Origin of the sequence: Neisseria sp., from assembly GCF_041804105.1 — a bacterium.
Classification (GTDB): Bacteria; Pseudomonadota; Gammaproteobacteria; order Burkholderiales; family Neisseriaceae; genus Neisseria.
In genome coordinates this window covers 1-13,321 of record NZ_JBHCJY010000088.1, presented here as the reverse complement: position 1 = coordinate 13,321, position 13,321 = coordinate 1, and the positions used below count along the sequence as shown (strand labels likewise).

11 protein-coding genes are annotated in these 13,321 nt (G+C 54.0%); 8 read left to right on the top strand and 3 right to left on the bottom strand.

Translation table 11 applies throughout. From position 1 onward, the window contains the following. Nucleotides 1-575 precede the first annotated feature (575 nt). Nucleotides 576-1,931, bottom strand: coding sequence for a phosphoglucosamine mutase (gene glmM, locus ACEYDX_RS08085; protein ID WP_373741511.1), 1,356 nt, complete (start codon nucleotides 1,929-1,931; stop codon nucleotides 576-578). A 272-nt stretch (nucleotides 1,932-2,203) separates the two neighbouring features. On the opposite strand from glmM, the gene ACEYDX_RS08080 reads away from it, so the two are divergent. Together ACEYDX_RS08080 and serB are read left to right on the top strand one after the other, a co-directional pair. Then, nucleotides 2,204-3,052: a Cof-type HAD-IIB family hydrolase gene (locus tag ACEYDX_RS08080; RefSeq protein WP_373741510.1), complete on the top strand. Its 849-nt coding sequence runs from the start codon at nucleotides 2,204-2,206 to the stop codon at nucleotides 3,050-3,052. Between the two features lie 306 nt (nucleotides 3,053-3,358). Further along, complete coding sequence (gene serB, locus ACEYDX_RS08075) at nucleotides 3,359-4,195, top strand: phosphoserine phosphatase SerB (RefSeq protein WP_373741509.1); 837 nt, start codon at nucleotides 3,359-3,361, stop codon at nucleotides 4,193-4,195. Between the two features lie 267 nt (nucleotides 4,196-4,462). Here serB and cysE read toward each other — a convergent pair whose 3' ends face one another. Further along, the gene (gene cysE, locus ACEYDX_RS08070) at nucleotides 4,463-5,281 is read right to left on the bottom strand and encodes a serine O-acetyltransferase (protein WP_373741508.1); all 819 of its coding nucleotides are present in this window, start codon (nucleotides 5,279-5,281) and stop codon (nucleotides 4,463-4,465) included. 230 nt (nucleotides 5,282-5,511) lie between these two features. On the opposite strand from cysE, the gene grpE reads away from it, so the two are divergent. The 5 genes from grpE to ACEYDX_RS08045 all read left to right on the top strand — a co-directional run bounded on the left by grpE (nucleotide 5,512) and on the right by ACEYDX_RS08045 (nucleotide 12,182). Then, nucleotides 5,512-6,069 (top strand): nucleotide exchange factor GrpE, encoded by a 558-nt coding sequence (gene grpE, locus ACEYDX_RS08065; RefSeq protein WP_373741507.1) that lies wholly within the window; start codon nucleotides 5,512-5,514, stop codon nucleotides 6,067-6,069. 394 nt (nucleotides 6,070-6,463) lie between these two features. Continuing rightward, complete coding sequence (gene dnaK / locus ACEYDX_RS08060; RefSeq protein WP_373741506.1) at nucleotides 6,464-8,398, top strand: molecular chaperone DnaK; 1,935 nt, start codon at nucleotides 6,464-6,466, stop codon at nucleotides 8,396-8,398. 773 nt (nucleotides 8,399-9,171) lie between these two features. After that, a complete protein-coding gene (locus tag ACEYDX_RS08055) occupies nucleotides 9,172-10,293 on the top strand; it encodes an ABC transporter ATP-binding protein (protein ID WP_373741505.1) in 1,122 nt (373 codons plus the stop codon). Between the two features lie 15 nt (nucleotides 10,294-10,308). Next, complete coding sequence (locus ACEYDX_RS08050; protein WP_373741504.1) at nucleotides 10,309-11,289, top strand: ABC transporter permease subunit; 981 nt, start codon at nucleotides 10,309-10,311, stop codon at nucleotides 11,287-11,289. Continuing rightward, nucleotides 11,289-12,182, top strand: a complete 894-nt coding sequence (locus ACEYDX_RS08045; RefSeq protein WP_373741503.1) for an ABC transporter permease subunit — start codon at nucleotides 11,289-11,291, stop codon at nucleotides 12,180-12,182. Before ACEYDX_RS08050 ends, ACEYDX_RS08045 begins: the two co-directional genes overlap by 1 nt. Before the next feature lie 105 nt (nucleotides 12,183-12,287). Here ACEYDX_RS08045 and radC read toward each other — a convergent pair whose 3' ends face one another. After that, nucleotides 12,288-12,962, bottom strand: coding sequence for a DNA repair protein RadC (gene radC / locus ACEYDX_RS08040; RefSeq protein WP_373741502.1), 675 nt, complete (start codon nucleotides 12,960-12,962; stop codon nucleotides 12,288-12,290). 170 nt (nucleotides 12,963-13,132) lie between these two features. Here radC and ACEYDX_RS08035 point away from each other — a divergent pair. Beyond that, nucleotides 13,133-13,321 (top strand): accessory factor UbiK family protein (locus tag ACEYDX_RS08035; RefSeq protein ID WP_373741501.1); only part of this gene is annotated, 189 nt, incomplete at its 3' end.

Genomic DNA, 13,321 nt, shown 5'->3' with positions numbered 1-13,321 from the left:
GGCTTCCACCTTATAGCCCCGATCTGAATCAGATAGAGAAAAAGTGGGCTTGGATTAAAGGTGTTAGGAATCGGCTGCGAATTACGGATGTGGATTGGCTGTTTCAGGTGTGTATCGATAAATAAGTTTATTTGCTATATTGAGGTTGCGTTTGCGCCCTCTGCCGGCCGGTACGGTAACGTTGGCAGCCGTCGTTCCCGCGCAGGCGGGAAGCCATGGTTGTTGCCCAAAGCGGTAAATGGAACAAAATGTTGTTGTTTCGGTTTTTAGGCGGATACTTGCGGGTTAGAGTCAAGCAGTACGCCTGCATGGTAAGTTAGGCCAATTGACGGCTTCGCGGACGGCGGTTTAACGGCGGTAAATACCATCCGCACCGCATCCAAACGCAGTCGGTCAAAATAAAGAGACACCGCAGGCAGCGTTGGCACAGTCTGCGGTGTCGTTTGGGAAAAGTTCGGTCGGCGGATTGTTCGGCAAGCCGATAAACGGTGCAAGAACAGGCGGCTTTTTCAGACGGCCTTCAAACCTGCTGCAAGGCCGGTTTTGTTCGGGCCGTCTGAAAAACGGCAGCGGGTTTATTTATGCCCTTTGCTTTCCGCCTTGCCGGTAATGGCCGCCGCGATGCGTTCCGCGCCTTTTTTCGCCCAGTCGGCCTGGCGGGCTTCCACCATCACGCGCACGACGGGTTCGGTGCCCGATGCGCGCAGCACCACGCGGCCTTTGCCTTCGAGTTCTTTTTCCACTTCGGCCAAAACGTCTTTCGATGCGCCCTGCCAGTCCTGCCCCTTTTGGATGCGCACGTTGATCATGGTTTGCGGGAAAGGCTGCCAGTCGGCGCAGACGGTGGCCAAATCCTGCTGCAACACCTGCAGGGCGGCCAAAACTTGCAGGGCGGAGATGATGCCGTCGCCGGTATTGTGTTTGTCCATGCACAGGATGTGGCCGCTGGCTTCGCCGCCGATGAGCCAGCCGCGCTGGTGCAGTTGTTCCAATACATAGCGGTCGCCTACTTTGGCGCGGCAGAATGCGACGCCCTGTTCTTTGAGCGCGATCTCCATCGCCATATTGGTCATGACCGTGCCGACCACGCCGCCGATGTCGGTGCCTTCGGCGGCACGGGCTTTGGCAATCACGTAAATCAGGTTGTCGCCGTCGTATACTTTGCCGTTGCGGTCCACCATCATCAGGCGGTCGCCGTCGCCATCGAGTGCGATGCCGTAGTCGGCTTCATTCTGCAAAACAGCGGCCTGCAATGCTTTGGGATGGGTGGCGCCGCATTTTTCGTTGATGTTGTAGCCGTTGGGTTCGTCGCCGATGGAAACCACCTGCGCGCCCAGTTCGTGGAACACTTTCGGGGCGACGGCGTAGCCTGCGCCGTTGGCGGTGTCGACCACCAGTTTCAGGCCGCGCAGGTCGAAGTGGGCGGGGAAGGTTGATTTGCAGAATTCGATGTAGCGGTCGTCGGCACCGTTGACGCGGCGGGCGCGGCCGAGCTGGTCGGAAGAGACGGTTTTCATTTCTTCGTCGAGTTTGGCTTCGATTTCCAGCTCGATTTCGTCGGAAAGTTTCACGCCGCCTGCGGCGAAGAATTTGATGCCGTTGTCGGAATAAACGTTGTGCGATGCGGAAATCATCACGCCGGCGGCCAAACGCAGCGCACGGGTCAGGTAGGCTACGCCCGGGGTGGGCAGCGGGCCGGTTTGGATGACGTTCACGCCGGCGGCGGTCAGGCCGGCCACCAGCGCGGCTTCGAGCATATAGCCGGAAATGCGGGTGTCTTTGCCGATGAGTACGGTGGGTTTGTGTTCGCTGTCATGCTGCACCAGCACGCAGCCGGCGGCGTAGCCGAGTTTCAGTGCGAAATCGGGGGTAATCGGAAATTGGCCGACTTCGCCGCGTACGCCGTCGGTGCCGAAATATTTTTTTGCCATGATGGGGTTGCTCCGTTGGATGGAAATTTTTAACGCAGTATTGTAAAGCAGGCGTTGAACAGTATTCCAGCGGTTTACAAGGTTTTGCGGTGTGCCGCAGTGTGCGGGAAGGCCGTCTGAAAACCGTTTTCAGACGGCCTGATGCCGGGCGGAACGCATCTTCTGCGCCCCCGGGCGATATGGACGGCGCAACGGCTCCGTACCATGCCGGACTTTGATTTGCGTTAAAATGACACCAGACATTACGAACCAAATCTTTCAGACGGCATCCAATGTGCCGCCCCGATACACTCGGGCCGTCTGAACATTTCCGAAAGCGAACCATGCACAATCCGAAACCCAAAATCATCTTTTTCGACATCGACGATACGCTCTACCGCAAATACACCGACACCCTGCGCCCGTCGGTGACCGAAGCAGTAAACGCGTTGAAAAGCAAAGGTATTTTGACCGCCATCGCCACCGGCCGCCCTTATGTCGCCATGCCCGCCAAAGTCCGCGCGTTGGCGGAGGAAGCGGGCATAGACCTGCTCCTGACCATCAACGGCCAGTTTATCCGCCACAACGGCAGCGTGCTGAAAACTTTCCCGCTGCGCCGCGAAAACATTGCCGCGCTGTGTGCCGACTTGGACGGTTTGGGCATCGCCCATGCGTTTGTGTCCAACGACAACATCGCCGTGTCCGAACCTTTGCCGGAAGTCGAGAAGGCCATGCGCCATATCCTGCCTCAGCATCCCGTCGATAAAGACTTTTTCCGCAGCAACGACGTGTTCCAGATACTCGGTTTTTACGGCAAGGAATACGATGCCCGGGTGGACGCGCTGGCGGCGAAATACGGTTTCCGCACCGTGCGCTGGCACGAAACCGGCGTGGACATCCTCGACATCGAAGGCTCGAAAGCACGCGGCATCCGCACCGCCGCCGCCGCTTTGGGCATCGACATCGCCGACACCATGGCCTTCGGCGACGGGCTGAACGACATCGAAATGATGAAAGCCGTCGGCTTCGGCGTGTGCATGGGCAACGGCCATCCCGATACCCAAGCGGCAGCGGATTATGTCTGCCCGACGGTGGAGGAAGACGGCGTGTACAACGGTTTGAAAGCATTGGGAATTATCTGAAGCGGCGGCAGAGCGGGGTTGCCGTTGCCCGACAGGATCAGGCCGTCTGAAATCCGAAAATGCCGGTTCGAACGGGGGCGAATCCAATCAAAGTGGTATTGCCGTCGGTGTGAACTGAAAAATAGCCGTTTTCCTGCACGGCGGTTTTGATTCAGTGCAGGTCGTACCGCCGTCGGCAGGTATGGGAAACCGACCGGATATGCCGTTTTTCAGACGGCCTGACATGCCACCCGCCGCTGCCGTTACAGCCGCAGCGGTTTTTCACTATAATTCTCCCTTTCCATCATCTGCCGAAGGCCTGCCGTCATGACCCGTTCCCTGATTCTCCAACATCGCGATTTTTCCCGCTGCGACCTGTCGGCATTAGGCCGTCTGAAACTGCCCGAAGCCGTTGCTTTGCCCGACAGCCTGCGTTTTGCCGTGGCGGAAGATTTTGTTTTGCCGGAAGATGTTGCGGCGGAACTCAGACGGCAGGAAATCGATGCCGCCGTGCTGCCCGATATGGCGTTCGGAGAATTGGGGCTGATTGTCAGCGATATGGATTCGACGCTCATCACGATTGAGTGCGTGGACGAAATCGCGGCGGGAGTCGGCCTGAAGGTGCAGGTGGCCGAAATTACCGAGCAGGCGATGCGCGGGGAGCTGGATTTCGAACAGTCGCTGCGCCGCCGCGTCGCGTTGCTGGCGGGCTTGGACGAAACGGTTTTGCAGGACGTGTACGACCGTGTGCTGCAACTTTCGCCCGGGGCGGAATTGCTGCTGGCGGAATGTCGAAAACACGGCGTGGCCTTTATGCTGGTGTCGGGCGGTTTTACCTTTTTTACCGAGCGTTTGCAGGCACGGTTGGGGTTTGAATACCAACACGCCAACGTTTTGGAAACCGAAAATGGCCGTCTGACAGGCCGTCTGAACGGGCGCATCATCGACGCGCAGGCCAAAGCCGATTTGCTGCGTGAATACAGGGGCCGTCTGAATCTGCGGGACGGTCAAGTGCTGGCGGTGGGCGACGGTGCCAACGACATTCCCATGCTCGAAGCCGCAGGCATCGGCGTGGCATACCGCGCCAAACCCAAAGCACAGGCGCATGCCGATGCGTGCATCAATTTCGGCGGGCTGGAGCGCTTGCGCGGATGGTTCAAATAGGCTTGTCAGGCAGGTTTGGACAAACCATAATCTCGTGAATATCTCGTGAAAATACAAATAGAATGTTACTTAAGGCCGTCTGAAAAATCTTTTTCAGACGGCCTGCGATTGTTTCGGCGGTTCGGATGGGGTTGTCGGCGGAACGTTTTGAAATGACAGCGGCGGAACCGTCGTGACACGCATTGAAAAACCGTTCGGACGGTTGGAAACACAGGCAACCCACACGGCCATACGCAAGCCGTGCATCAGGATGTTCGGCCGCATGGTTCAGATAATAAAGTCGGTACCGTCGAGAATAATGTTTTGATCCATATCCGCCGCCGGCGCGTTTGACGCACGACCGACGGGTTTCGCGGGTACGCCGACCACGGTAATGTGTGAAGGCACATCGGCCACCACCACGCTGCCCGCGCCGATTTTGACGCTGTCGCCGATGCGGATGTTGCCGAGAACGGATGCGTTCGCACCGATCATCACGCCGTTGCCGACCTTCGGATGACGGTCGCCGCTTTCCTTGCCCGAACCGCCTAGGGTAACGCCGTGCAGGATGGAAATGTTGTTGCCGAGCACGGCGGTTTCGCCGACGACAAAACCGGTGGCATGGTCAAGCATGATGCCGTGCCCGAAACGGGCGGCGGGATGGATGTCCACGCCGAATACTTCGCTGGAGCGGTTTTGCAGGAAATACGACAGCGTTTTACGGCCGTTGTTGTAGAGCCAATGGTTGATGCGGTGTGCCTGAATGGCGTGGAAGCCTTTGAAATACAGGAGCGGCAGCGAATATTCGTCGCAGGCTGGGTCGCGCTCGTAACACGCTTTGAGGTCGGCTTCGACGCAGCCGATGATCTCGGTATCGCAGCATAAAGCCTGCTGGTAGATTTCAAACAACGCACGCGCATCGGCAATCTGGCTGGAAAGCTTGCTGGAAAGATGGTAGGCAAGCACGGCATCCAGCGTTTCGTGGCGTAAAACGGTTTGGTGCAGGAAACTGGCCAGCATAGGCTCCGATGCCGCCGCCGCTTCGGTTTCTTCCCGTATCGTCTGCCAAATGTCGAAATCCTGAGTGTTGAGATGGTCTTTTTTCATGATAGGCCGTCTGAAAATATGGGGTAACGGCTCTATATTACAGCGAATGCAGGCGTTGGCAAACGGCGGCAGAGTTCTATCGTTATGGCAAAGGGTTATTTGGTGACGAGAAATGGAAAATAGAGTGAAGAGGGATATTTAGACGAGAAGTTGCCAGGCATTATCTTGAATTCCATTCAGACGGCCTAATATAGCAGCCACTGAAAATTTGTCTTGTACAGGAAAATACCATGACCGAACAAAACCAAACCGTTGAAGAAAACGTAGAAGCCTTGGCAACGGCGGAAACCGGACAAGAAGCGGCTCAGCCTGAGGTGCAGGAGCCGCCTTCTTATGAAGAATTGCAGGAACGCGTTGCTGAACTTGAGGGGCAACTGAGAGACAGCGAGTTGCGCGGCTTGGCAAACGAGCAGAATCTGCGCCGCCGTCATTCGGAGGAATTGCAGGCTGCGCACAAGTTTGCGGGGCAGAAATTCGCGGCGGAAATGCTGCCGGTAAAAGATTATCTGGAAATGGCCCTGCTTGACCAGAGCGGTAATTTCGATGCGCTGAAAATGGGTGTGCAGATGACCTTGAACGAGTTGCAGAAAGCGTTCGACAATACCCAAATCAAGGAAATCAATCCGGCTGCGGGCGAGAAACTCGACCCGAATCTGCATCAGGCGATGCAGGCGGAAGTGGCGGAGCAGGAGCCGAACACGGTTATCCGTGTGCTGAAAAAAGGTTATGCGATGAACGAACGCATATTGCGTCCGGCGATGGTGGTGGTCAGCAAATCCGAAGCCTGAAGGCACCGTTTGATGAAATTCATCAAACACAAAATTTTCAGACGGCCTTATCCGCCCAAAACGGCAGTAGTATTGTTGGAAGACAAAAGGCCGTCTGAAAAGGGGAAAGGGTAGGTTCTCTGCTCTTTTTTCTTTGCTGCAAATCGTGTTTCAGACGGCCTTGACCGGAGGGAGGAAAAACAAATGTTTCCATCCTTTCAGAATATGCCGTCTGAAGCCAATAAAAATCAACAACCTGTGGATAAGTAATTTAATCTTTTGAATTAAAAAATAAAAAAAATTACCGACGGTGCTTGAAAAGTACAAAATCTGCCTTTATTTACAGGTCAGCCGGGCAGTACAGTCCCGAATGATTCATACATTACCAATCAATTTTTATTAGGAGTTCATCAATATGGCAAAAGTAATCGGTATCGACTTGGGTACAACCAATTCCTGTGTCGCCATTTCCGAAGGCGGTTCGACCAAAGTGATTGAAAACGCCGAAGGTGCGCGCACTACGCCTTCCGTTATCGCCTATCTCGACGGCAACGAAGTATTGGTCGGCGCACCGGCCAAACGCCAAGCCGTTACCAATGCGAAAAACACCATCTACGCGGCCAAACGCTTAATCGGCCACAAATTCGAAGACAAAGAAGTACAGCGCGACATCGAAACCATGCCGTTTGAAATCATCAAATCGTCCAACGGCGACGCTTGGGTGAAGGCGCAAGGCAAAGAGTTGTCTCCGCCGCAGGTTTCCGCCGAAGTGTTGCGCAAAATGAAAGAGGCCGCCGAAGCCTACTTGGGCGAAAAAGTGACCGAAGCCGTGATTACCGTTCCGGCCTACTTCAACGACAGCCAACGCCAAGCCACCAAAGACGCAGGCCGCATCGCAGGTTTGGACGTAAAACGCATCATCAATGAGCCGACCGCCGCAGCTTTGGCATTCGGTATGGACAAAGTGTCCGGCGGCGACCGCAAAGTAGCCGTGTACGATTTGGGCGGCGGTACTTTCGACATTTCCATCATCGAAATCGCCGATGTCGACGGCGACAAACAGTTTGAAGTTTTGGCCACCAACGGCGACACCTTCTTAGGCGGCGAAGACTTCGACCAACGCATCATCGATTTCATCATCGACGAGTTCAAAAAAGAACAAGGCATTGATTTGAAAGGCGACCCGATGGCAATGCAGCGCGTGAAAGAAGCTGCCGAAAAAGCCAAAATCGAATTGTCGAGCGGCCAGCAGACCGAAATCAACCTGCCGTACATCACGATGGATGCGTCCGGCCCGAAACACTTGGTGTTGAAACTGACCCGCGCCAAATTTGAATCTTTGGTGGAAGACCTGATCAAACGCTCCATCGAACCTTGCCGCATCGCCCTGCAAGACGCAGGTTTGAGCGCAAGCCAAATCGACGACGTGATTTTGGTCGGCGGCCAAACCCGTATGCCTAAAGTACAGGAAGAAGTGGAAAAATTCTTCGGCAAAGCACCGCGCAAAGATGTGAACCCCGACGAAGCTGTAGCCGTAGGCGCAGCGATTCAGGGCGAAGTATTGGGCGGCGGCCGCAGCGACGTGTTGCTGCTCGACGTAACCCCGCTGTCGTTGGGTATCGAAACCATGGGCGGCGTGATGACCAAGCTGATTACCAAGAACACCACCATTCCGACCAAAGCGTCGCAAGTGTTCTCTACTGCCGAAGACAACCAGTCGGCCGTAACCATCCATGTGCTGCAAGGCGAACGCGAACGCGCTTCTGCCAACAAATCACTGGGTCAGTTTAACTTGGGCGACATCGCACCCGCGCCGCGCGGCATGCCGCAAATCGAAGTTACCTTCGACATCGACGCCAACGGTATCCTGCACGTTTCCGCCAAAGACAAAGGCACCGGCAAAGCCGCCAACATCACCATCCAAGGTTCTTCAGGTTTGAGCGAAGAAGAAATCGAACGCATGGTGAAAGACGCGGAAGCCAATGCCGAAGAAGACAAAAAACTGACCGAACTGGTGGCCTCGCGCAACCAAGCCGAAGCCCTGATTCACTCGGTGAAAAAATCTTTGGCCGACTACGGCGACAAACTGGAAGCCGATGAAAAAGCCAAAATCGAAGACGCTTTGAAAGCCGCCGAAGAAGCCGTAAAAGGCGAAGACAAAGCCGACATCGATGCCAAAGCCGAAGCATTGGGCGTAGCCAGCCAAAAACTGGGCGAAATGGTTTACGCCCAAGCGCAAGCCGAAGCACAGGCCGGCGAAACAGGTTCTGCCGACGCAGGTGCATCATCTAAAAAAGACGATGACGTAGTGGATGCCGACTTTGAAGAAGTAAAAGACGACAAGAAGTAAGGCCGTCTGAAAAAACAAAACGCGAATCCGGTAAAGGTTCGCGTTTTTTATTTGGTTGAAACAAATATAGCAGAATCAGCAGGATTTTTGCCGAATGGTCTGATGCCGTCTGAAATCAGTTTTGACCGTTTTTCAGACGGCATTCGTCGTTTATGAAGGTTCGAGGGTTGTGGTGTTTGAGACAATCAGCATTTCCCGTATGGGCGAAACTTTGAAAGTTGAATTTTGCGAGCCGGAAAGTATCCGTTTTCAATCATTCAAAATAACGGATAATCAAAGAGTTAATGGGACCCGAGCCGATGCTTGCAATTCAAACCAATCCGATGATTCTCGGGCACGCTATTTTTAAAGCAACACCGCGATGTAATAAGGAGTTCGTCCGCTGCATCTGTTGCAGCGTAGTTTTCCCAAGCCTTTTCAAAGGATATGGAATACAGCCAACCGTTCTCGTGGAAATTTTGCGCCAAATCACGGATTTCTTTAAATTAATCATTGCCCCGTAAAGCCTTTGGCTAATATAATTGCGCGTTTCAGCAGAAACCTTCTGCTTCGTGCTGCCCGAACGCCACGGGAGCTGCAACCTTGGAGTCTGTTCACAGATTCCGAAGCCGTTTGAAAAAACTTTTCAGACGACCACATCCGAGCCTTACAGCCTGTTCAGGCCGTCTGAAAGGCGGTTGCATCTGCTTCTTCCAGCAATCAAACAGCTTTTTATCACCCATCGAAAATCCGTTTCGCCGGTACTCGTTATTTGAATCATTGGAGTTTTGCCCATGAACGCTAACGCGTCTTCCGCCCAGCCTTATCTGCAAATCAAAGGTTTGGTGAAAAAATTTGGTGACAATTACGCTGTCGATAACATCGACTTGGACATTGAAAAACATGAAATTTTCGCCCTTTTGGGCAGTTCGGGCAGCGGCAAGTCGACTTTGCTGCGCATGTTGGCGGGCATGGAAATCCCCAATCAGGGCAAAATCATCCTCGACGGGCAGGACATTACCAAACTCGCGCCCTACGAGCGTCCCATCAATATGATGTTCCAAAGCTATGCCTTGTTTCCGCACATGACGGTGGAGCAGAACATCGCATTCGGCCTGAAACAGGACAAAATGCCGAAAGACGAAATCGCGGCACGGGTAGAAGAAATGCTCCGTCTCGTACAGATGACGAAATACGCCAAACGCAAACCGCACCAGCTTTCCGGCGGCCAGCAGCAGCGCGTGGCTCTGGCGCGCAGTTTGGCCAAACGCCCGAAAATCCTGCTGCTTGACGAACCTTTGGGCGCGCTCGACAAAAAACTGCGCCAGCAAACCCAACTCGAATTGGTCAATACGCTTGAGAGCGTGGGCGTAACCTGCATCATGGTAACGCACGACCAGGAAGAAGCAATGACGATGGCGACCCGCGTTGCGATTATGTCGGAAGGCAAGTTGCAGCAGGTGGGTACGCCCAGCGATGTGTATGATTTCCCCAACAGCCGCTTTACTGCGGAATTTATCGGCGAAACCAATATTTTCGAGGGTACGGTTATTGAAGACCAGCCCGATTACGCGGTAATCGAGTCGCCCGACTTGGAAAACCGCATCCGTATCGACCACGGTTTGGGCGGCCCCACCGAGCAGAACCTGTGGGTCAGCATCCGTCCGGAAGACATTGATTTATACAAGGAGAAACCGGAAACCTTGGGCGATTTCAACTGGGCAAAAGGCACGGTAAAAGAAATCGCCTATCTGGGCAGTTTCGCCATCTACCATGTACAGCTTGAAAACGGCCGCGTGATTAAGAGCCAGGTACCGGCTCCTTATTGGTATGTGCGCAACATCACACCGCCCACTTGGGATGAAACCGTTTATGTGAACTGGCCTGAAAACCAGCCCACCCCGCTCACCCGCTAAGGGAGGCCGTCTGAAATGAAATTCTGGAAAACATTCAAACGCAAGCTGTTGCGCCGTCCCGGCCAGCGCGCCGTGATTGCGGTGCCGTTTGCCTGGCTGTTGGTGCTGTTTCTGGTTCCGTTCGCCATCGTCCTGAAAATCAGCTTTGCCGAGCAGGAAGTCAATATCCCGCCGTTTACGCCCCTGTTCACCACCGACACCGACTTAGGCCGTCTGAATATCCTGCTCAGCTATCAGAATTATGCCGATATTTTCGCCGATTTCTGGAACAGCTTGAGCACAATGCTCAACCCGTTTTCAGACGGCACAGGCAGCAATATTTACCTGCTGACCTACTGGTCGTCGATTAAGACTGCGTTAACCACCACTTTGATCTGTCTCTTAATCGGTTATCCCGTGGCCTATGCGATTTCGCGTGCCAACCCGTCTGTCCGCAACGGTCTGTTGCTGGCCATTATGCTGCCTTTCTGGACATCGTTCCTGCTGCGCGTGTATGCATGGATGGGGCTGCTCGGCCACAACGGCATCGTCAACAACCTGTTGATGAAATGGGGCATTATCGATACGCCGCTCAATATGTTCTACAACGCGTTCTCGCTGAATCTGGTGATGGTGTACGCCTACCTGCCGTTCATGATTTTGCCGCTCTACACCCAACTGGTAAAACTCGACGGAAGATTGCTCGAAGCCGCATCCGATTTGGGTGCAGGGCCGGTCAAAGCCTTCTTTACCATCACATTGCCGCTGTCGAAAACCGGCATTATTGCCGGATCGATGCTGGTGTTCGTACCCGCCGTGGGCGAATTCGTTATCCCAGAATTGGTGGGCGGTTCGGAAAATCTGATGATCGGCAAAGTATTGTGGCAGGCGTTCTTCGACCAGAATAACTGGCCGCTGGCCTCCGCTATTGCCGTGGTAATGGTGGCACTGCTGGTGGTGCCGATTGCCCTGTTCCAACACTACGAAAACCGCGAACTTGAAGAAGGAGCCAAATAATGCAGCGCAACCAACTCTCGTGGTTTCTCAAACTGATGCTTGCGTTCGGTTTGGCCTTTCTCTACATCCCGCTCGTGGTATTGGTGGTGTATTCGTTCAACGACTCCAAACTCGTTACCGTATGGGGCGGCTTTTCCACCAAGTGGTACAGCGCACTGCTGGGCAATACCCAAATACTCGAAGCCGCATGGTTGTCGTTCAGGATTGCCGTGGTATCGTCTTTGGCAGCCGTCGTACTCGGTACGCTCGCAGGCTATGCCATGTCGCGCATCAAACGCTTCCGCGGCAGCACACTCTTTGCAGGCATGGTATCCGCGCCGATGGTGATGCCCGACGTGATTACCGGCCTGTCCATGCTGTTGCTGATTTTCCAAGTGCAGGGCTTGTTGAAAAGTTTGTCGGTGAACGCCGAATGGCTCGGTCAAGGCTTTTTCACGATTTTTCTCGGCCACGCCACTTTGTGCATGGCCTACATTACCGTCGTTATCCGTTCAAGATTGATGGAACTTGACCAGTCGCTTGAAGAAGCCGCGATGGATTTGGGTGCCCGCCCGCTGAAAATCTTTTTCGTCATTACCCTGCCGCTGATTGCTCCTGCCATCGCTTCGGGCTTCCTGCTCGGCATCACGCTTTCGCTGGATGATTTGGTGATTGCGGCCTTCTTGTCCGGCCCCGGTTCATCCACCCTGCCGCAAGTAATTTTCTCCAAAATCCGTTTGGGTCTCGATCCGCAGATGAACGTGCTTGCGACGATTTTCATCACGGTTGTCGGCACGCTGGTCATCATCATCAACTGGTACATCATGCGCCAAACCACCCGCCGCGAACGCGAAGCCGCCGAAGCCTACCGTTTGGAGAAGCTGGCGATTGAAAAAGCAGTGCATTCTTCCTGAATACGGGAGCTGTCCAGGCCGTCTGAAACTGCCGTATCCACAAAACGGATGACGCATCTGTTGCAACAACAAGGCCGTCTGAAAACTTTTCAGACGGCCTTGCCGTTATACCAATCCCGCCATTTTAAACGAACGGGTTTCCCGTGCCGTAACGATAAAATGGTCGAGCAGCGACACATCCACCAGCGACAATGCTTCGGAAAGCCTGCGTGTAAACGCAATATCTTCGGGAGAAGGTTCCGGCGAACCGCCCGGATGATTGTGCGCCAAAATCAAACTGTCGGCGAAACCGTCGAGTGCCAGTTTAACGATTTCGCGGATATAAACCGTATTTTCAGCCACCGTACCACGTGAAAGTTCGTGCATGGCAATCAACTGGTTTTGGCGGTTGAGCAGCAATGCCACACTTACTTCAACGCGCTCGTGCCCCAAATGCAGGCGCAGGAAATCGGCCACGTCCGCAGGGCTTCTCATCACCGCATTTTCCTGCAACTCTTCGCACAAAATCCGCCGCCCGATTTCCCGTACCACCGCAAACTGCGCATAACCCGCCAAGCCCATGCCCTTACAGGCCGATAAAGTTTTGGCATCCGCACTCATCAACCGGCCTAAACTGCCGAATTCGCCCAACAAATGACGCGCCAAATCCACCGCACTCATACCCCGCGTACCCACTCTCAACAACACGGCCAAAAGTTCCGCATCGCTCAACGCCGCCGCCCCGCGCATCATCAGTTTCTCGCGCGGCCGCTCGCCTTCCGGCCAATCCTTGATGCTCATAAATCACTTCCCGTAATGTATCGTTATTGTCAAAATAATACATAGGCATTTTATCACGCTTTCAGACGGCCTAAAGCATACAGGCCGTCTGAAACGCACAAAACATTTTCAGACGGCCTGATTCGCTATACAATGAAGTTCCCGCATTCCACAAAACAAAGGACCGCAACATGTTCGGCAAAAACCTGTTTGACGAAGTCACATCCAAAATCAGCGAAACCATCGCCAACAGCCCCGCAAAAGATGTAGAAAAAAACGTAAAAGCCATGCTCGGAAGTGCATTCAGCCGCATGGATTTGGTTACGCGCGAAGAGTTCGACATCCAGCAGCAGGTGCTGATTAAAACCCGCACCAAACTG